The organism is Bacillus sp. ISO11 (assembly GCF_003458115.1).
GTDB lineage: Bacteria > Bacillota > Bacilli > Bacillales > Bacillaceae_G > Bacillus_A > Bacillus_A cereus.
Genome location: NZ_QXCO01000009.1, coordinates 88,101 through 106,842, shown reverse-complemented (window position 1 = coordinate 106,842; position 18,742 = coordinate 88,101). Strand labels below are relative to the sequence as shown.

The following is an 18,742-nucleotide window of genomic DNA, read 5'->3' as shown; positions in this document are numbered from 1 at the left end:
GACAAAGGATATCCTTATTTACATGAAAAAATGACAAATCCTGATCGATATAACGAGCAGGATTTGTTTACTAGTATTTAAAGTAGAATAATTGAATCTTTCTTTTCTACTTTTATTACATCTACATCCAATTCATCATCAAATTCTTTAAACTCTCTTGCATCTATGTCAGTAATATAACTCTTTATTACCTTTTCCATATGCATGGAATATGTCATGTGTACATTCTTTTTCGAAAGCATACTAGAATTACAGCACATGTAATGTATCATTTTAGCGATATAATCCCTTTCTACAGGTTTTACACCTAATGGTAGAATTTCAAGTATATATCGCTGAAAAATCCCACTACAATTAAGTGAATATTCACCAGTGCTATAATACATCCCTTTTTGATCTGCATATAAGCCAATGCTATCTAGAGCATCATCACATTCTATTACACCGTAACTTGGTACATCAAAACCTGTATTTATTCTAATAATATTTAAATTTGGAACCTTTAACACCTCTGGAACAATATCAGGTAAAATATCTGTATTAATTTCTTTATTTTGTAACTTTTTTATCCAATACCTTCTCAAATTTGCATCTACAATGAAGTAAACTTGTTCATTTTGTTCTTTTGCATATTTTACAATTTCCATTAATGTTTCGGAAACATATTGTTTAAAAAGAGCTCCCATATCATTTCTCTTTGATGGTTGTGGTAAAAATGCATTATGTTTATTTATATTTAATAATACGTAATCAATCGTTTGCCATTCTGTATTCCCATATAATTTATATAAAATTTCTTTTCCTTTTATTTTTGAAAGAATAGGTAAGAAATCAAATTTCGATATTCGTTCAATTGATAAATTAACATATATACAAGGTAAATTTATCTTATTCCAACTACGCTTCAAAAATCCTTTTTGCTCTAATAAACTAAAAACACTATTTACAATTGTTTTACGCGATACACTTTGGCCTATAAATAAATTAATAAATGTTGAAATACGGTTTGCTCGTGCAAATCCCTCTCTAATGATTTGTTTTGGATCAATTTTTTCTCGTCCATCACAATTTTTCAATGCGATTAATGCTAATGTCGCATCACTGCGCTCGCCCGCGGTAGCATAGACAGCTTTCGTAACATCATCTACAAGATTTGTTTTATATTTTTGGCAATATTGCATTTTATATGGATTTTGTAACACCTTTTCAATATTGTATCTCACAATCTTTAATAACACTGGAAAATCTGTATTCAATACATAAGAATTTTCACCAACTTTAGTCAAAACAATTTGACTCTCAAGTAATGCTTGTTCTATTTCCAGCACTATATTTTCAGACCAAACTTCTAATGTTAATGTCTCTAATCCTTTTGGTGCAAATAAAGGAAATAATTCATTTTTGTTATTTGTTGCTATCTTTTTACATTCTGGAAGTATTGTGAAATAAGAGAATTTACGCTGAAATTCTTTAAATAAATACTCTCTTTCCTTTACTTTTATACCCGGTTCTATTTTAGTACCTTGAACTTTATAAATTCTCTCATTGTATGGAAATAACACCCTTTTATTTTCCCCTACAATATAATCTTTCGGATATTGGAGAATATGGTCTAAATCCACCTCTCTCCCTATTTGAAAATCATCTTTTAAATTTCTAAATATTTTAATCCATTTCATACCGGTTGTAGCTTGTTGTATTTTTAGTTTTACAAACCGTATTTTTTTATTATTTGACGCAAACTCTGAGGTAGAAATCAATATCATGCCTCGTTTCCGTCTTAAAAGTAAAGGAATATCTGGATGATTATATTCTTGATATTAAGAATGGTTTTATGAGCGTTTCGTACTAGTGTGTTCTAATTGATTATGGCTATTATTGAGGAAGACATATCAGCGATAATTTATGTCTATTTTGTATAGGTGTTAGCAAGTTCGTTTGCAAACTTGTTAGCACTTTTTTGTTTAAATAATACACATACTCCTTCGTATATACTGTATGTTTAATGTTAAATTTGTCTAATTATATAACATGGAAATTCTACATAATTTTATTAAAAAGAAAAATACTAATACTTGTTTTAATACTTTACTTCAAAGCATTAAAACAAATTTACTAACTACGAAACAAGGAGGCATCACTGTGGACATTCGTGAAGGATTAATTCCAACAGCTCTAGGTACAGCAGTGACAGCAGCAGGTTATGCTCTTAAACAAACTCGTGGAACTAATAAAATGATTGCAAATACAGTATTTGGTTTTGGTTTTGGTTTAGCTCACGTCGTTTTAGGTGTAATCGATCTTGTTGAACATCGTCGTTGGAAGGAAAGGCAAGCATTGATATATGCTTGCCTTTTTGGTAGTGCATTTATTATTCATTTTTCAAAGTATATTTGTATGACGTAATCATTATTAATGAAATTAAATAGATACTTCTGAAAGAAATCTATTATATCGTAGCAGGAGTTATATTTACAGCTGTAATTTTACAAGTTGAAATAGCAAACCTAACGGTTGTAGTTGGATTTATAGGTAATGTACCTAACACTATACCAAGTCCAGTTTGTTCCACACTAAAATCTGCTGCAATAGAACCATTACTTGCTAAAAGACTTACTGTAGATCCAATAAACGCATCCAATAATTGTCTAATTGGTCGTTCACGGCATTCACACTCACATCCTACATCGACAGGTGGAAGTAATGTGATAGGTGGTCCTGGTGGTAAAAAACCTACCCCTGTTACATCAGAAATATTAACCACGAAGGTTGTGGTACCATCTGTAACTGTAACTAAAAAATCATTTACGGAAGTGATAGTAAATAGAAAGAAAAGTGGGGGCGTGTTTGGTGTGTCTGCAATAGTGCCGAGAATCACAGTTTCTCCAATAAGTTGTTGTAAGACGCTTTGCATAGGTAAAACGCAGCAATCACACAGACAACCTTCAGTCCCTCCCGTTGGACCGGTTATCCCTGTTGGGCCTGTTCCTCCTGTTGGGCCTGTTATCCCTGTTGGACCCGTCCCTCCCGTTGGACCTGTTATCCCTGTTGGACCCGTTCCTCCTGTTGGGCCTGTTCCTCCTGTTGGACCGGTTATCCCTGTTGGACCCGTTCCTCCCGTTGGACCTGTTATCCCTGTTGGACCCGTTCCTCCCGTTGGACCCGTTCCTCCTGTTGAGCCTGTCCCTCCTGTTGGACCCGTGGGACCGGTTGGTAAAGTAAATGGTGGGATTGGCGGGAGTGTAGGGCCAATTAAATTTGGGGTTAATGCATTAGTTTGAAATATCCCTTTCGTTTTTTGTATTTCATTTTTATCAAACACTTAACTACCTCCTATGAATGTACTATACTGTAGTATGACAGTTATCTTACATATACATAAACTTCATTTATCGTAATATAATATGTTTTCCCTATACTATTGTGCACCTTAAATTGTAGTGAACCGTTCACATTTAACTTCCCATCAATTGTAAATCCCTCACCTGCATCTACGAAACCAGCAACATCTTTATCCTGCCAAGATGGAGCATCATAGAAACGTAGATTGTTAACTTTTGAAACAACACGCTTTCCAACAATAGAAGCATCCACTTTACTCTTCTTACTAAATTTCACATAAGATGAATCATTCTTAATCCACTGATCTCCACCGAGATTTAACCAACCATCCTTTTCCGCCCACACAATATAAGATTCTGGTTTGTTTAACTGACGAATCTTAGAAAAGCTTGTACCTGGTCCTTTACGTAAGTTAACGTTGTAACCTTCAATATAAGCGATACCATCTGTTACTGCTGTTGGTGCTTCCGCTGGTTTAGATGGTTTCTCAGGAACAGAAACATCCACACTAGAATTATTGTATGCTCGTTGTACATCTGCTCTAAATTGAGCTTCTGAAACACCATGAGACTTTAAGTAATCAATTGGATCTTCATGATCCGTACCGCCAAGGTAATGTGTTACATCGCTATGTGTCCACAATCCTTTTTCTACAGATAACCCACGGTCATGTAAGATTTTAGCTAGTAACTTAACGTATTTGTCATAGCTGCGTTTGAATTTTGTATAGTCCGCTGTTTCGCATAACTCTACATGTACAAATCGTTTATTAGCAACAGGACCCCCGCCATAAGCAATGTATTTTTTATCAGCAATTTGGATCGTTTCATCCCAATCGACTGCATAGTGAACAAATGCATTTCTCCATGTTCTAGACTCATATTTTTGAATGTTAATAGCTGGAGCTTCAGGAGTTGCTGTAGAATGTGCTACAACGCCCTCATAAGCACCTACACCATAACGGTATGGTTGTTTTGGTAAATCAGGAATAATAAGCATTCTATCAGCAAAAGCACTTGTAGCAAAAGAACAAGCAAGTACTAGAATCATAAGGAACGAGGTAATATGTTTCATTGTCTTTTTCATTTAGCATCAACATCCTTTTTCATAATTTTTGTGTGGTCAAATAATCCACTTGCTGACAGTCCGATAATGATTCCTTGAAATACATTTGTTTTGATATCTCCGCCCAAAAATAAAACGCCTAGCACAATGCCAAGCGTTACATTTAGTAATGGAACATATTTTGTTTGTAATCCAATTGTTTTTCCAATCTGTGAAAGACCAACTACAATTCCAATCATTAGAGTAATTTCAAACATTACATACCACCTCCTTTCATTAAGAAAGTGAGAATACCACCAACAATTCCACCAACTATAAGTCGCAAGATCCAGGTAGTATTGGCGCTGATTTTATCTAGTTGTTTGTTGATATTATCAATATCCTTCTCGTTACCTGTTGTTCGTATTTCTAACCCTTTAATCTCTAAACGAATGCCCTTGATCTCTTGCTTGATTTCTTGAACATCGTTTCTTACTTCTTGTAACCCTTCCACTTTGACCACCCCATTTCAAAATAAAAAGAGAGACTCTTGTCCCTCTTTCATAAGTGCATTTAAACAAACCGTCTAAATACCGCCTTTTAATATTAATCCTAGAACTGCCATCACTATTGCACTAATCACAATTCTTAAGATCCAAGTTGTATTTGTGCTAATTTTTTCTAATTGTTTATTAATTGTTGAAATGTCTTTTTCATTAATGGTTGTACGAGTTTCTATATTACGAATATCACGCATAATTTCTTTCTGTTCTGATTTAAGTCTATCAATCTTTGCATAAACATCTTCCATATATTAACATACCTCTAGAATCTATATAAAGCAATCTCTATATACTATGAGACAACCCTTCTCACTGTGAATATATGAAAGTCATTTTTTATCAAGGCCGTACTTTGTACAAAATAAAAAAAGACCAGCTTATGGCTGCTCTGGCTTTACATTTATTAATTTTTGTACTAATTCTGTTAATGTGGCCACATCGTTTGCTAGGGTCGTAACTTGAGTTTCTAGTTGTTTATTCTCACTTTTAACAGTAGTTAACTCTTCGTTAAATTGATGATACTGCTGTTGGAAAGCTGCAATAAAGATCGAAACAGTATTATATAAGTTAATGGCCCGTTTCTCTTTATCTGTAAATATATCTTCCGTATCATCTGCAATCATACCGAAATACGTTTCAATTTCTTTTGTTGTATATGGTTCTGTTTGTTCCTCTGGTTTGTTCACACGCATTTGATACAGATCATACATATCATCTTTAAAGTTGTATTGTTTTATAGCCAAACTCATGATTTTATCAAGAGCCGAGAAAGGAATGTCTTGTACATTCTCTTTCATATTTCTAGCTGACGTAGGATTAAATGCTTTCGCCCACATTTGACCGTTGGCATTTACATTTTCATTCGCTCGTAGCGTTCTTAATTCTATATCTCGCCATTGACCACCAATACCATTCTTTATTTGTAGTCCGTTATCATAACCAGCCACATAACTTGCTCTTATCTTTATATTTGCTAAATTTAAATCATCATCATTTTCACCAGCTGAAAAATAAATAGATCTAACCCCAAGCGCATTTTTTCTTTTGAAATAGAACTCGCCTCTATCATTTGTAAAAAAATGCGGTTCTGTGGTCGTCACTATAAACTTGCCGTATCCTGGAGCCCATCCTACTGAGTTAAAAATAATGTCATTCAGATTATCAAAATATAACCTTCCGTCTGCATATGCATACAGATGTCCACCGTCATTCTGCATTTGAATATATGATGACCATATATTCGTACCTTCTGCATTTTCTCCTTTAGAAACCCCAAATCTTGCATACGCTTGAGAAGGTTGATCTACTCCATTAATTCGTGGCATGACTTGATAAATATAAAATGCTCCTGTACCAGCGTATTTTCTATTATCAGAACCAAGGACTAATGCAGGTTGAATACTTCCATTATTTGTTTCCATAAATCCTATATAACCACGCGGCGTATCTGCATCGTAAATCTTCATGTCTTGCTTATTTATTTCAACAAATCTGTTTCCACTCGTTTTAAGTGTTACTCCTTCTAAAACTTGTCCTTTAATATGACTCGCTGTAATAAAACCTTTTAAGTTAATCCTGTTCGCATTCAAAGTAATGTTTTCTTTACTCATATTGAATGCTGCGATTACATCATTTTCTTTTACTGATATACTAACACCCTTTTCAGTTAACTGAAGACGGGTTTCCATATCTCTTACATAAGAATCTTTTGCAAATTGTCCATCTGCTTGTGTCCTTGTATATACTTCTGTCTTTTTGGCTGCGGCATTGATACCTTCTTCATTGATAGTAAAACGGTTATTGATTTGAGTCATTTTTTGGTCAAATTGCTCCGTTGCAAGTTTGTTAGCCAATTCATCTAATAAATCTTGTTTATTCTGATTAACTGTTTGCTTCAACTCTGGAATCTTAAACCCAGCAACATAATCCTCTACTTGTTTAAGCTCAACTTTACCTTCAAGTGCTTTCGCAGTATTTTCCCATCCAGCTTTCGCCTCTTGTAATTGTCTTCCTTGTTCTGTCTGCGTATTTTGTATTAAAGAGACATTTTGTTTAATAGCAGTTGCATCTTTTTCTACAGTAGCAACACGCTTATCAAATCCACTTTGATTGTTTTCTACTTTTGTAATTGTTTCTTTAATTCCATCCACGCTTTTTGCAATTTCAGTTGTTTTCTGAGTGAACTCATCCGTTGTTACCTGTTCTTCAGGCGTTGCTGTCCAATCTTGCGGCTTATTCCCTTTATACAAGGCAACCCATTCCACAATAGATTTCGTAGTACCACTCGGATAGTTATATAAGCTTAACTTTCGTTCATTTCCACTTGTAGTTGCAACTGCTTTGAAGGTTACATACGTTATTCCATTCGCGTAAACACTTGTTGCATATCCAACATTGCTAGACCCACCATTCTGCCAAATTCCAAATTTCTGCCCTTGTGGGACATTCCCTTTAATTACAAAGGTATATTCCTCACCCGCAAAGAAATTTTCAGTTAGAGAATATTGATTGATTAGATAGTCTGTTTTTTCATATTTAACATTTGATTTTAATAAAAGGTTACGTCCACCAGCTTTATCACTATTAACCTTTGTTTCTACACTCGTCAACTTCTCACTGATTTCCCCAGCTTTTTCTTCTATTTCAGTAGTTGTTTTCTTAAGCTCACTTGTTGTTTGCTGCACATCAGAAATAGTCTTCTTTGTACCTTCTACAGTAGATTCAACTGTATTTAATTTATTGCTAATGTCAGTATCTTTTTTCGTTAACGATTCAATAGAAGTTTTAAATCCATTAGAATCCTGTTCAAACTGAGTTACTTTCTTATCGATTTCACCTTGTTTATTTTCGATATTAGAAATTGTACGACTGACACCTTGTAAACCTTCCTGTACTTTATTGAATTGTCCTGTAGCTTGATTCTGTGCTTCTTGTACCTTTTGGTTTAATTCTGTTTTTGTGGCCTCAATATCTTCATTAACCTGCTCAAGTGTTTCTTTCTTAACTGATTCAACATCTGGTACAACCGATTCCCAAGCTGTACCTGTCCATATTTTTAAAATGCCGGGCTTTCCGTTACTAATATCACGCCAAAGCGTTTTATTAGGTTTAAGACCTGTTGTCGGTGGATTCTTAGCTTCTATAATTTCAACAGTATTATTTTTAATGTTCTCTTGTACCTTTTCGGCAAGTGTTTTCGCTGCTTCTGATTCTTTCTTAGCGTTACTTGCTGTTTCATTGGCTTCTTTCACTAATTTATCTAGCTGATCCAGCATTTCTTGTTTCTCGCCGAATTTACTAAGGATTCGATTGTAAATCTTTCGTAATTCCTCGTTTTGGTCTACTATCTCTCTATAATCCCCAAATTCGTATTTATCTTGTGCAGGATCAGTGAATGATTCGTCACCAGCAATAACACGCGCTTCAAGATATAGCTTAGGTGTGAAGCCTGTATCTTTGATTCGGATAGTATCGCCCTCGTTAATTAGTTCATGTGCTAGTCCGAAAATACGTCCAATCGATTGTGCTTTTACTTCATAAGACACGGAAGAATTGACACGTTTCTTTAATTCTATTTCCATTAACGTCATTAAACGTTGCGGAGTCATGTCTAATTCTTCTGTTTCTGGCGTATAAAAACCAAATTTATGTTTGCCACGTTCATTCCATCTTTGAAATGCATCATTATCAACAATATACGGAAGTCCCCTGTTAATACTTTCAATGGTAATTACACTATCGCCTTCGCCTTTCACAAATCCGACTAGTGCTGTACAAATATCTCCTGAATGTTCAATACGTGTAACGCCTATCAAATCTTTACCCAACTCTATTTCTTTCCCTGTGTCTCGACCACGTCTTTGAATCATATCAACATACCATCCAATTATTTGTGACCCTTGAATCTCAACACGGTACTGAATCTCTAATTTGAATAAAGAAGCTATTTTCTTCAAAAAGGTTAACGGATTCATAAATTCATCAATGGTCATAGTATGAAAACCCGCATAATCTGTTTTCCCACGTTTCCATTTCATACCTACAAGAGCCATATCAATAAATTCGTTTACTGTTTTGCCTTCTATTCTTTGTGGTTTTATAATGCCTGATTTAGCAATTTGAATCCAAGCTCCTGAAGCATATGTGGTAATGGATCGTTTGTCTGAATTCTTCTCTGTTTCTGTAATGACATATGGTACAATTCTTCCATCACGAACTTCTTTTAGAACAAGATTTTGTTGTTGTAATGTAGCTGAATGAGTGGTTCCATCAAAAACAGTGAAATCCAACATATCAACATTGTTTTTTAGTTCCCAACGCCTATTGTCATCCCAATAGTCATTTGGCTGAATAGCTGCAACGATTTGATTTGTTTTGAAATCCACAACATGCAAAATCCCTCTTGGTGTTCTCATCTGTATCTCTCCCTATAACTAACAGTCGCTTTAACATCTGGTGGCATTATATCAATACGATTCTCACCACGTATGACAGTTGGAAAATTACTAAAAATGTCTTTTAAATTAATCGCATTTTTACCGTTAATGGTTACAAGACTTTTTTCTGTATCAATTATAATCTTGTCTCCCGTATCAAAAATGTACGGCAGATTATTTTGAGTATTTAAATTCACTTTCCAGAACTTTAAATCTGAAACGGTCATCGCTTCTACTGGCGGTACATCTTGCCATTGCATAATACTGATTTGAATTTGCGCCGCTTTTTCCATGTGATAGTTATTTTCATCCGTCCACCGCACAAATCGTTCAGAATCATCTTTTTCCGTCCCTGGGAGGAATTTCGAAATATACGCTTCCCATACATTTCCTGTTCTAGCTATCCACAATCGCCCTTGATATTGGTTCCAAGTGTTTGGATAATCTCCACTTTCATGAATTAAACTTCTTCTTCCTGGTTTATTATCATAACCGATTACCATTGTTCCGAAGTTTTGTTCAGCTTGCCAAAATACATCAGTCATAGCTATTTTCGAAAGCACTTTACTGTTTTCATCTAATATCGCTATTTCCACTCGACCCATCTCATTGATACGTTTACTTTTACATGTAACATAAGCCTGCATAATAAAATCTTGCACTGGCCCATTAGGTATATTTTTTTTAACAGCTGCACCATTCCATCCTTTTCCTGTCCCTGTACCATAATTAGAGCAATAAAATTGATAACCGTCTGATTTCATTTCACCGACTGGGTTGCCATCTTCCATTGAACTTACTTTACTCCACCCAACAGTGGTAGTCATTTCATCCCATATCAGCCTTTGATTTCTCTCTACAGGTAGTTGCTCTGTTTTCAACGGATAACCGATTCTAAAATAATCACGATTATACGGATACTCACCAAACCATACATCTAAAAATGTACTCGGTTTCTTGGCCTCAATCTCAATAATTGGAGGCGCTTCTACATTACCTTGATTGACGAAAGAAGTAGTGATTTCAGTGGACCAGTTTTGAGTAAACGTATGAGTATTTTGTTTGCCTAATTTATACGGCATTGGACAAACAAAAGTAATAACACCTCTACCTCTATTGACTATTTCGTCCAAATCGACAGAACCATCAATTAATGCTAAATAAGTCCTGTCTAACTCATCATCAAAAATAAGTTCAGCTGGTTGCTCTGTATATAGCCAATCCGCTAAATCTTCTTTTACCTTTTGTAAATCAGCGATATCTTTTTTCGCTTTAATTACAAGAGGAACATCAATACGACGTTCCTCTGTTTCTGTATTAAGAAAAAGAGCCCCTGCGCGATGAGGGACTCTTACTAATTTTCTTTTAACTGGAGCCCAGGAAGGGCGTTTTCTTCCAACTAGCATTTGAATATAATCTTTTCTGATCTTATTAAAAGTAAAGCTGAGTTTCCCCAACGTGCTCACCGCCCTTAAAATTCCGCTTTTCTTTTTTGTTCACGATCTTGAAGCTTGGTAGTATATGCGTAACTTCCGTTCGCTAATTCTTTTCCATCTAAAACGTTGGTCATATTTACAGTTAAATTTAATTCTTGTTCTCTACCTGATCTATCCGAGAACATAGTTCTTGCTGTAGGTGCGTTGTTATAAGGCGATTGTGGTTGCGTATACCCATTGAAATCACCCAGCGCATTATGCGGGATACTATAATGCGAAGTCTGGAATCCAAAATCAAAAACAGATGGCATATTACTCATTTGTTTTTTTACAGTTCCAACTACATTTTTTGCTGCATCCACAACAAATCGTTTCCCCTTATCCATACCAACGCCAACACCTTCTGGTACGGCACTACCAACTGGAATCATCACTTTAGATGGACTGTTAATTTCTAGTGCTCCAGAAATAGTCTTTTTAACCTCTCCAGCAATGCTTTTCGCCTTACTATATAAACCACCTGTCGCATCATCCAACCCTTTTTCAAGACCTTCTATAATGGATTTACCAATGGAACGTAGATTTATAGTGCTGAAGAATTTTTCAACTGTATTCCACTTATCTTCAATATCGCTCTTTATTTCTTTCATTTTATCAACGACAGCTTTTTTCTTTTCTTCAAATTTCCTTGAAACTGTATTTTTTATCTCTTCTACCTTGTTGCTTGCTGAAGTTTTTGTTTCTTCCCACCATTTTGTTATACCTGACCAAGTTTCTTTCATCTTTTGAACTACATCATCTTTCATTACTTGGTATTTAGATTTTATCTGACCAGTTTCCCAATCAACTTGATTTGCATGTTCCCCAGCTTGGGATTTTGCTTCACTAACAATTTCTCTATGTTTGTCTCGCGCTGTAGAAACTGTACTATTATACTGACGTTTTGCCTCAGCAATGATTGCGTTCGCTTCATCAGCATTAATTGTTTTATTTTCATCACGCTGACGAATCGCCTCAGCAATTTTTTCATCACGTGTTTTTTTCGCATCTTCAATAACTTTATCCCTTGCTTTAGCGCTATTCTCTACAACTTCCGCTGCCTGTCTAGCTGAAATTTCACTAGCCTGCACACGCATATTTTCAAGAATAACCTTTTGCTCCATTTGATTTTTAGACATATGCTCTACAGCAACTCTGTCCATTTCATCTTGTAAAGCTTGCAAGGAGATGCGTTCAGATGTTGTTAACTCTCTGTTTTCTCTAGCTGCGGTTTGAAGAATTTCTTTGATTTTATTTTCTTTTTCTTGAGTCTTTAATTTTTCTTGTTCGTAATGCTGATTAAGTTGCTCGATGCGCTTATTTTCTTCTTCTGCTGTTAAAACGTATGAATCAGCGAAAAACTTTTTCAGGCCTTCAATCTCTTTTTGTTGTCTTGCGTTTGTTTTTTCTATAATTGTATTAGCTAGCTTGTCATACTGTCCGATTAGCTTTTGTGATTGTTCTTCAGTTATCACTTCATGGTTCAATCTAATTTCAGTTAACTTTTGTCTAATGCCATCAGACAACTTGAAATACTCACCAAGGACTTTCTTTGTGGATGAGCTTACTTTCCCCTCTGTATTCGTAGCAAACCGATCTACAGAAGCAATACTGTCCTCTGTTGCTTTTTGATATGCTTTATATGCGACAACTCCAGTTCCAATGAGAGCGACTGCTACCAATCCAATCGGACCTAGTAATAAACCTAGTGCACTTCCTAAGAATCCAACCGCTCCCGCTGCAACTCCAGCAATCCCGCCGACGGATGCTAACGCAATAGATAGAGAACCAATTCCTGAAGCAATCATTCCAAACGCCGCTAAAACAACACCTACAGCTGTAGCCACAGCTGTTAAAGCAAGAACAATACCACCTGTAATCGCAATAGCCTTTTGTACTGGCCCTGGTAATGCGTTAAATCCATCCACAAGTTTCTGCAATCCAGCAACAAAAGCACTAACCACAGGGGCAAGCGCATCACCGATTGTCTTTTTCATTGTGGAAAATGCCGAGTCTAATAATGTAATTCGTCCTTGTAGAGTATCAATTTTAGTTGTTGCGACATCAGCTGCTGTAACCTTCGACATGGAATCCCACATCTCATTAACACCCTTTGCCCCTTCTTTAAAGAGAATAGTTGCACCACGTACAGCATCCGAACCGAATAATGTTTCTAAAGCCATACTTCGTTGTTGGTCTGTTAAATCTTTCATAGACTCATGAAGTGTTCCTGAAATATTTTCTAGACTTTGAATATGCCCTTGTTGATCATAAAATTTTGATGATAAGAAAGCCGAACTCGTGGCTAACTCACGGAATGCTGTATCACATTTATCGTTCCACTTTGTAACCCCTTCGGTTTTCATTACGTATTTTTCTAAAGCAACTTCTATATCTCCTACATTTCTTGAAGCTGGTTGAATACCGTTTTTAACTAAGAAATCAAAACCCGCTTGGGCGTTATACGTGATAAGACCTAAATCTTTCATTTTGTTATACGCTTCTTTAGTAGATGGGTTTAACCGCATAAGCATAGTTTTTAGTGAAGTACCTGCATCAGAACCTTTTACATTCGTTATATATGAGCTCTTTATCTCATATTCTCCAATTTTCACTGGAGTATCGGACTATATCATCATCCTCGCCTTACACGTTAGGATGGGACGCGCTCGTGGGGTTTTACTGTCCGTTCTGGACTCCATACCCTAGTCTCTGGACCCTTCATTTATTCCTAAATGACTCGGCTGCTGATTAGCATAGTTATATAACCTTAGCTTCCCAGCAATTCACGTCCTTTACGCTGCGAATCTCTCCGCAACGGGGCTATACGTTAACCCATTCTGAGCAAATACTGCAAGAGTCGTAGCTGTATCTTTAAACGTCATTCCAGCCCCTGCTGCTACTGCTGACGATGCCGCTAAACCATATTTCAGTTCACGTACATCTGTAGCTGATGCATTTGCTGCACCCGATAATATGTTAGCTGCATCTGCTACTGAAAGATGATCTGCTTTAAATGCATTTAGGGCTGTGGATGCAATCTCTGCCGCCTCGCCTAATTCTAGCTCTCCTGCTGTAGCTAAGTTAAGAGCACCTTCTAAACCACCATTTATAATATCTGTTAAACTAACTCCGGATTTTATTAATTCCTCTATACCTTGTCCCGCTTGAACACTGGAGTATTTTGTTGTTTCCCCCATGTTAACAGCTAACTCGCTTAACTTTTTCATTTCTTCTCCAGTAGAACCGGATACCGCTTTAATATTCGCTATTTGTTGTTCAAAATTCATTGATTCAGTAACCGCGGATTTTAAACCACGTCCTATAGCATAAGTCATCCCACCAAACACCATACCAATTTGCATTCCTGCATTTTGCAAATGGTTACCTAATGTCTCCATGCGATTACCAAAATTCAACAAGCGATTGCCTTGCTGCTCTAATTCACGATTTGACTGCTGTAGCCCAGTTTCAAATCGATTAAGTTCAGCTGTAGCGCGATGAATTTGTTCAGCATAATGTTGTGCCGATTGACTCGCTTCGCCTTCTTCTGTTTTCGCACGATTATAGGCTTGTTGAAGTTCCCTAATCTTTTCTTTCTGCTTATCCACCATGCGAGTGAGAACATCAATTTTCGCCCGGGTTTGCTCTGTTGCATTAGAAAAACCGCCCATGCCTGTTGTAATAGACTGAAATTCAGCCTGTAAGGATTTCAAAGAATTATTTAACTTATCCATCCCTTTTTGTTCAGCTTGACGGTTTACTTGTTTTAATTCATTTTCAAACCTATTTAAATCAGCAACCGCTTTATTGACCTGTGAAGCATATCGCTGGGTTGCTGCATCATTTTCACCCAACTTAGCCTTATTTTGATCATAGGCTTGGCGTAATGCTCTAACTTTTTCTTTTTGTGCTTCAATCAATCTATTAAGTGCATCCGTTTTGGCTCGTGTTTGCTCACTAGCGTTTGCAAAACCACCCATACCAGTACTGATTGATTTCAATTCATTTTGTAAAGTCCTTACGGCACGTCCTGAATTCGCAATACCTTGACGAAAATTCACATTATCAAGGGAAAGCCTAACGACTAGATTATTCATTTCATTCGCCAATGTCTCACCCCCTTGCTAAATAATGTTTTCCGCTGGAACTTCAACTTCATTTGAATTTTGATTTGTACTATTTGAATTACTTTGATCACGATGCTTACGATTCAACCTTAAATAATGCCAAATATCCATTTCATTATCGATGTGATGATGTTTATATCCTTGACGTAATAAAGAGAGGTAGAGCTCGTCCATAAACTCACTGAAAGTTAGCCCTCCCCCCTCTACGTGTTTGGGTTTTCTGCTTCTCCAGTTCCAGGTGTACCACCAGCTGCATCCACAGTTTCATTAATAATTGCGTTAATTACATCTGAAGTTGTTGATAAGAATTTACGGGCATCCACACCATCCCAATATTGATCCAAAGTGAATTGTTCATCATAAACATTTACCACAAATTTGACCATTTTATCCATATCCTCTGGACCAGGATTATTTGGAATATCAGCAAGCTCAGGCGCCTGACGGATTAGGCGAGCTGGAATGAACTCTGGTAAATTAAAAGTTTTATTTTCCTTATTGATTCTTAAAGTTAATTTCATAGTTTATTCCTCCTTAATTAATAAAAAAGAGAGAGCTTTTGCTCCCACCCTACTTTCCTGCTGGTGGTGTTGCTGTTTTTTCGTATACCTTTTTGAACCAGTTATCTCCAACAGATTTTGTAAATGTAGGTTCGTCTTCATCCGCTGTAAACTTCGATCTGTTATCAAAATCACGTTCAATGAAAGAACCTTTAAGTTTCGTAGTTTGGAAGTTCGGTTTATCCTTTTTAGTTTCAGCTTCTTCCTCTTCTTGTGAAAGCTTCCCTTTTAACAACCAAACGTATCGATATTTACCATTTGCCTTCAAAAAGCGCCATCCGATTGCTACATACGGTTTTTCACCCTCACGCTTTTCATCTAATACACCGTCTGTAACTTCTGGATATCCTTCAATATCAGCTTTTGTAGATAATGGAAGACCTCGAACTTCAATCTCAACTTCAACCTCACCATCAGACTCAGCAATTTCTGACTTTTTGTTATCGCTCCACATTATTTCAGAAGACACCTTTTTAGAGGTTTTAACCTTTACAGCACCTTCTAACTTCTTAACGGTTGCATAATCCACTCCAGTTGCATCGTCTTTCACTGATTTCGCATAAACAAGACTATCTACACCGACAGTCGAACTAATTTTAATAACTTCTCCAGCCATCTATAACTCCACTCCTTTCGCGAACCTCATCGCGTAATGAAAAATTTGTGTATCATCTTCATATAAATCAGCAACCGCATAACGTGAGAAACCAATACTTTTCATGATTTCATTCACTTTTTGATGAATCGCTGTTGTACTACCCTTTGACCAAATATCGATTTGGAATGTGATTTCACTTTCGCTTTCATCATTATCTGCAAATCCCTCTGGCCTATTGTCTAATTCAAAAAACGTAATACGTGGAAACTCTTCAGCATTTTTGGCTTTACGATAATAAACACGTTTTCCACCTAATAAAGAAACAAGCCCTTGATTATTTTCAAGAGCTTGTACAATTTCGGGTCGTAAATTCATCATAGATTCAACCTCATTTCATTCTTCAAAATGTCTGTCATAGCGCGAATTGCCGCTTCTTTTGAAGAATTAAAACCCGGTTCTATAAATGGTTGAGCTGGCATTTTAGACGTTCCCCATTCTAAGAACTTCCCATAGAAAAATGGAGAACGATCTGCTTTATCTATCCCTATTTTAATAGTTTTTATGCCACCTTCCATTTTAGCTTTTGTAACTCGTATATTATCAGCTAAATGTTGTCCTGTACGCCACGGTTCACTTTTTGTTGCTCTTTTAGGACTATCACTTCTTGGCGCTATTTCAGAAATAGCTTTTCGGATAGGTTCTCCACCTGCTGCAAGAGCTTTATCTTCAATCTTTTCCCCACGTAGACCCATTTGCTCTAATTCAGATATCAAGCGATCAAAGCCTAAAAACTCAACACCCTCAGCCATTCATTCCACCACGCTTCCACATGATTGATAAGGTGTGTTTTTCAGTTGGAATAACTAAAATAATGTCATACATTACGTTCTTATACTTAATCTTCATATCAGCATTTACATCAACGCGATATCGGATTTCCGTTTCACCTTGAATTTCGCTATTAGCTGCGGCTGCTTCAAAGTATTTTCTTCCTTTTAAAAAAATAAAAGAACCCCATACAGTAAAAGAATCTTTATAATTTTCTATTGGATCACCGTCTGGGCTCTTTGCTTCATCGTCTTTCACTTGAAATGTAAGACGTTTATCTAATTTACCCGGATTCACTTGAATCACCACCACAATATTGCAATTGAACTAATATTGACTGCAAACTAAATGCTAATTGTTCAGCTTTTCCAACCGCTTCACGATTTTCATGCCAATGAGCAATTAAAATACGAGCTGCTAATTTAGCAAGCTCGCTTTTTAAATCTACATTTTTACTTGTAGCATTTTTAATATATATTTCAGCTGCTATTACGAAAGATGTAATGAGATCATCCTCCTCATCACCATCCACACGAAGATACTTTTTCGCTTCCTCTAATGTTAGTACCAAGAAGGACACCTCCTACCTTATTAAGCTCCTGTTTTAGGCGTAACAATAATTTGTCCATACACAACTGCTTCTGTATCCCATGGCGTAACATCTTCACGCTCGATTGCTCGGAATTCAGAAGTATTTGTTCTCCAAGCGTTTCCACCTTCTGTAGTCATATCGATAGATAATTGTTTTCTATCCCAAAGAATGATGGCTTCTTTTAAATTACCAACAATGAAAGGTGCTTTCCCATCTTTATCTGTGGCGATTGTCTTATTGGACAAAGTAATAACCGGTTTTCCTGACAACAAACTACGTGTTGGATTTGTTGGATCTGGTTGAAGAAGCGGACGACCATTTTTATCTTCCAATTGATCTAAGTAATTGAATCCATCTTGGTTAGTAAAAATATTAGCTCCAGCTGCAAATGCCGGGTCTAATGTAACATTTAACGCTGTTTTAATGCCTTTATAATCTTTAAAATCAACCTTTGTCAATTTGTTGAGTTCTTGTAAAATTAGATAGTTACGAGTAGCAATAGATTTCTTAGCGATCCATTGGCGTAAATATTCTTCTAAAGCTTGATCTGTATCATCTAATAAATCATTTGGTACTGGTAAGAATCCTGCGTAATCTTCAATAGCATAAGATAAACGATCAAATTCAGGAGAAGCAATTTCTTGCATTGCATTCGGCTTACCATACTCAGATAATGGAGCAAATGGTGTTGATGCCGCGCGCTTTTCTAATGTACGAGCCCCTTTATTTGTTGAAACAGGTTGTACATTTACATATTGTTCTAAATTATCAACCGCCTGTTTTAATTGGTTAATAGTTGTCGTAATATCTTCAGGAACAATATAACCGCCATCTTTACCTGAATTCTCTGATAAGGCCGCTTTATATTCCTGCATAACACTTGCTTCTTCATGACTTAAACTTTGACCACGTATTGCTTTCATAAATACTTCTTTATACGATGTATCTTCATTTTGGACTGATGCTGGAGGTAACGCTCCTGTTTGTGAGTTTACAGGTTCAGGAACTTGAATTTGCTTCATTGCTAGATAGTTATCTAGTTCGTTTTTCGCGTTTTTCGCTTCTTCGATTTTCGCCTTTGCATCTTCATATTTACCGCTGTTATTAAATTCCTCAGCTTTCGCTTTTAAATCAGCTATTCTTTGACGTAATTCTTGTTCACGTTTATCCATTC

At 36.3% G+C, this 18,742-nt stretch carries 18 protein-coding genes and 1 pseudogene; 1 reads left to right on the top strand and 18 read right to left on the bottom strand.

From position 1 onward, the window contains the following. Positions 1 to 77: 77 nt before the first annotated feature. Positions 78 to 1,760 carry an RNaseH domain-containing protein gene (locus D1166_RS12200; RefSeq protein ID WP_118043323.1) on the bottom strand — a complete coding sequence of 561 codons (1,683 nt, stop codon included), beginning with the start codon at positions 1,758 to 1,760 and terminating at the stop codon, positions 78 to 80. Between the two features lie 382 nt (positions 1,761 to 2,142). Between D1166_RS12200 and D1166_RS12195 the strand changes: the two genes are divergently transcribed. After that, a complete protein-coding gene (locus D1166_RS12195) occupies positions 2,143 to 2,406 on the top strand; it encodes a hypothetical protein (RefSeq protein WP_218924748.1) in 264 nt (87 codons plus the stop codon). 43 nt (positions 2,407 to 2,449) lie between these two features. On the opposite strand, the gene D1166_RS12190 is transcribed toward D1166_RS12195, so the two are convergent. The 17 genes and pseudogenes from D1166_RS12190 to D1166_RS12115 all read right to left on the bottom strand — a co-directional run bounded on the left by D1166_RS12190 (position 2,450) and on the right by D1166_RS12115 (position 18,740). Next, positions 2,450 to 3,322, bottom strand: coding sequence for an exosporium leader peptide-containing protein (locus tag D1166_RS12190; RefSeq protein ID WP_179951332.1), 873 nt, complete (start codon positions 3,320 to 3,322; stop codon positions 2,450 to 2,452). Between the two features lie 41 nt (positions 3,323 to 3,363). Next, positions 3,364 to 4,428, bottom strand: coding sequence for an N-acetylmuramoyl-L-alanine amidase (locus tag D1166_RS12185; protein ID WP_118043322.1), 1,065 nt, complete (start codon positions 4,426 to 4,428; stop codon positions 3,364 to 3,366). After that, a complete protein-coding gene (locus D1166_RS12180; RefSeq protein WP_098318650.1) occupies positions 4,425 to 4,664 on the bottom strand; it encodes a holin in 240 nt (79 codons plus the stop codon). Before D1166_RS12180 ends, D1166_RS12185 begins: the two co-directional genes overlap by 4 nt. Continuing rightward, the gene (locus tag D1166_RS12175; RefSeq protein WP_098318649.1) at positions 4,664 to 4,900 is read right to left on the bottom strand and encodes a hemolysin XhlA family protein; all 237 of its coding nucleotides are present in this window, start codon (positions 4,898 to 4,900) and stop codon (positions 4,664 to 4,666) included. The genes D1166_RS12180 and D1166_RS12175 overlap by 1 nt, the downstream gene beginning before the upstream one ends. Positions 4,901 to 4,972: 72 nt before the next feature. Continuing rightward, entirely contained in the window at positions 4,973 to 5,197 is a 225-nt protein-coding gene (locus D1166_RS12170; protein ID WP_000390459.1) for a hemolysin XhlA family protein, read from the bottom strand. A 129-nt stretch (positions 5,198 to 5,326) separates the two neighbouring features. Further along, complete coding sequence (locus tag D1166_RS12165; RefSeq protein WP_098318648.1) at positions 5,327 to 9,364, bottom strand: phage tail spike protein; 4,038 nt, start codon at positions 9,362 to 9,364, stop codon at positions 5,327 to 5,329. Beyond that, the gene (locus D1166_RS12160) at positions 9,361 to 10,842 is read right to left on the bottom strand and encodes a distal tail protein Dit (protein ID WP_098318647.1); all 1,482 of its coding nucleotides are present in this window, start codon (positions 10,840 to 10,842) and stop codon (positions 9,361 to 9,363) included. Before D1166_RS12160 ends, D1166_RS12165 begins: the two co-directional genes overlap by 4 nt. A 14-nt stretch (positions 10,843 to 10,856) precedes the next feature. Next, positions 10,857 to 13,475, bottom strand: a complete 2,619-nt coding sequence (locus D1166_RS12155; RefSeq protein ID WP_098318646.1) for a phage tail tape measure protein — start codon at positions 13,473 to 13,475, stop codon at positions 10,857 to 10,859. 216 nt (positions 13,476 to 13,691) lie between these two features. Further along, positions 13,692 to 14,972: pseudogene (locus tag D1166_RS12150) on the bottom strand (phage tail tape measure protein); the annotation flags it as partial. Between the two features lie 15 nt (positions 14,973 to 14,987). After that, positions 14,988 to 15,164: a hypothetical protein gene (locus D1166_RS31270; RefSeq protein WP_154642983.1), complete on the bottom strand. Its 177-nt coding sequence runs from the start codon at positions 15,162 to 15,164 to the stop codon at positions 14,988 to 14,990. 29 nt (positions 15,165 to 15,193) lie between these two features. Then, a complete protein-coding gene (gene gpG, locus D1166_RS12145; RefSeq protein ID WP_047386246.1) occupies positions 15,194 to 15,511 on the bottom strand; it encodes a phage tail assembly chaperone G in 318 nt (105 codons plus the stop codon). 49 nt (positions 15,512 to 15,560) lie between these two features. Beyond that, positions 15,561 to 16,166: a major tail protein gene (locus tag D1166_RS12140; RefSeq protein ID WP_047386244.1), complete on the bottom strand. Its 606-nt coding sequence runs from the start codon at positions 16,164 to 16,166 to the stop codon at positions 15,561 to 15,563. Next, the gene (gene gp17 / locus D1166_RS12135; protein ID WP_047386243.1) at positions 16,167 to 16,526 is read right to left on the bottom strand and encodes a tail completion protein gp17; all 360 of its coding nucleotides are present in this window, start codon (positions 16,524 to 16,526) and stop codon (positions 16,167 to 16,169) included. Continuing rightward, on the bottom strand, positions 16,523 to 16,957 hold the full coding sequence (locus D1166_RS12130) for an HK97-gp10 family putative phage morphogenesis protein (RefSeq protein WP_047386241.1): 435 nt from the start codon (positions 16,955 to 16,957) through the stop codon (positions 16,523 to 16,525). The genes gp17 and D1166_RS12130 overlap by 4 nt, the downstream gene beginning before the upstream one ends. Next, a complete protein-coding gene (locus tag D1166_RS12125; RefSeq protein WP_098318643.1) occupies positions 16,950 to 17,273 on the bottom strand; it encodes a phage head closure protein in 324 nt (107 codons plus the stop codon). Before D1166_RS12125 ends, D1166_RS12130 begins: the two co-directional genes overlap by 8 nt. Then, complete coding sequence (locus D1166_RS12120; protein WP_000244589.1) at positions 17,260 to 17,547, bottom strand: head-tail connector protein; 288 nt, start codon at positions 17,545 to 17,547, stop codon at positions 17,260 to 17,262. The genes D1166_RS12125 and D1166_RS12120 overlap by 14 nt, the downstream gene beginning before the upstream one ends. A 20-nt stretch (positions 17,548 to 17,567) precedes the next feature. Further along, positions 17,568 to 18,740 (bottom strand): phage major capsid protein, encoded by a 1,173-nt coding sequence (locus tag D1166_RS12115; RefSeq protein ID WP_098318642.1) that lies wholly within the window; start codon positions 18,738 to 18,740, stop codon positions 17,568 to 17,570. Between the last annotated feature and the right edge of the window lie 2 nt (positions 18,741 to 18,742).

Coding starts and splice junctions, on each gene's coding strand:
- D1166_RS12165 (WP_098318648.1), bottom strand. CDS start 9,364: ATGAGAACACCAAGAGGGATTTTGCATGTTGTGGATTTCAAAACAAAT.
- D1166_RS12130 (WP_047386241.1), bottom strand. CDS start 16,957: ATGGCTGAGGGTGTTGAGTTTTTAGGCTTTGATCGCTTGATATCTGAA.
- D1166_RS12115 (WP_098318642.1), bottom strand. CDS start 18,740: ATGGATAAACGTGAACAAGAATTACGTCAAAGAATAGCTGATTTAAAA.
- D1166_RS12170 (WP_000390459.1), bottom strand. CDS start 5,197: ATGGAAGATGTTTATGCAAAGATTGATAGACTTAAATCAGAACAGAAA.
- D1166_RS12180 (WP_098318650.1), bottom strand. CDS start 4,664: ATGTTTGAAATTACTCTAATGATTGGAATTGTAGTTGGTCTTTCACAG.
- gp17 (WP_047386243.1), bottom strand. CDS start 16,526: ATGATGAATTTACGACCCGAAATTGTACAAGCTCTTGAAAATAATCAA.
- D1166_RS12185 (WP_118043322.1), bottom strand. CDS start 4,428: ATGAAAAAGACAATGAAACATATTACCTCGTTCCTTATGATTCTAGTA.
- D1166_RS12140 (WP_047386244.1), bottom strand. CDS start 16,166: ATGGCTGGAGAAGTTATTAAAATTAGTTCGACTGTCGGTGTAGATAGT.
- gpG (WP_047386246.1), bottom strand. CDS start 15,511: ATGAAATTAACTTTAAGAATCAATAAGGAAAATAAAACTTTTAATTTA.
- D1166_RS31270 (WP_154642983.1), bottom strand. CDS start 15,164: ATGGACGAGCTCTACCTCTCTTTATTACGTCAAGGATATAAACATCAT.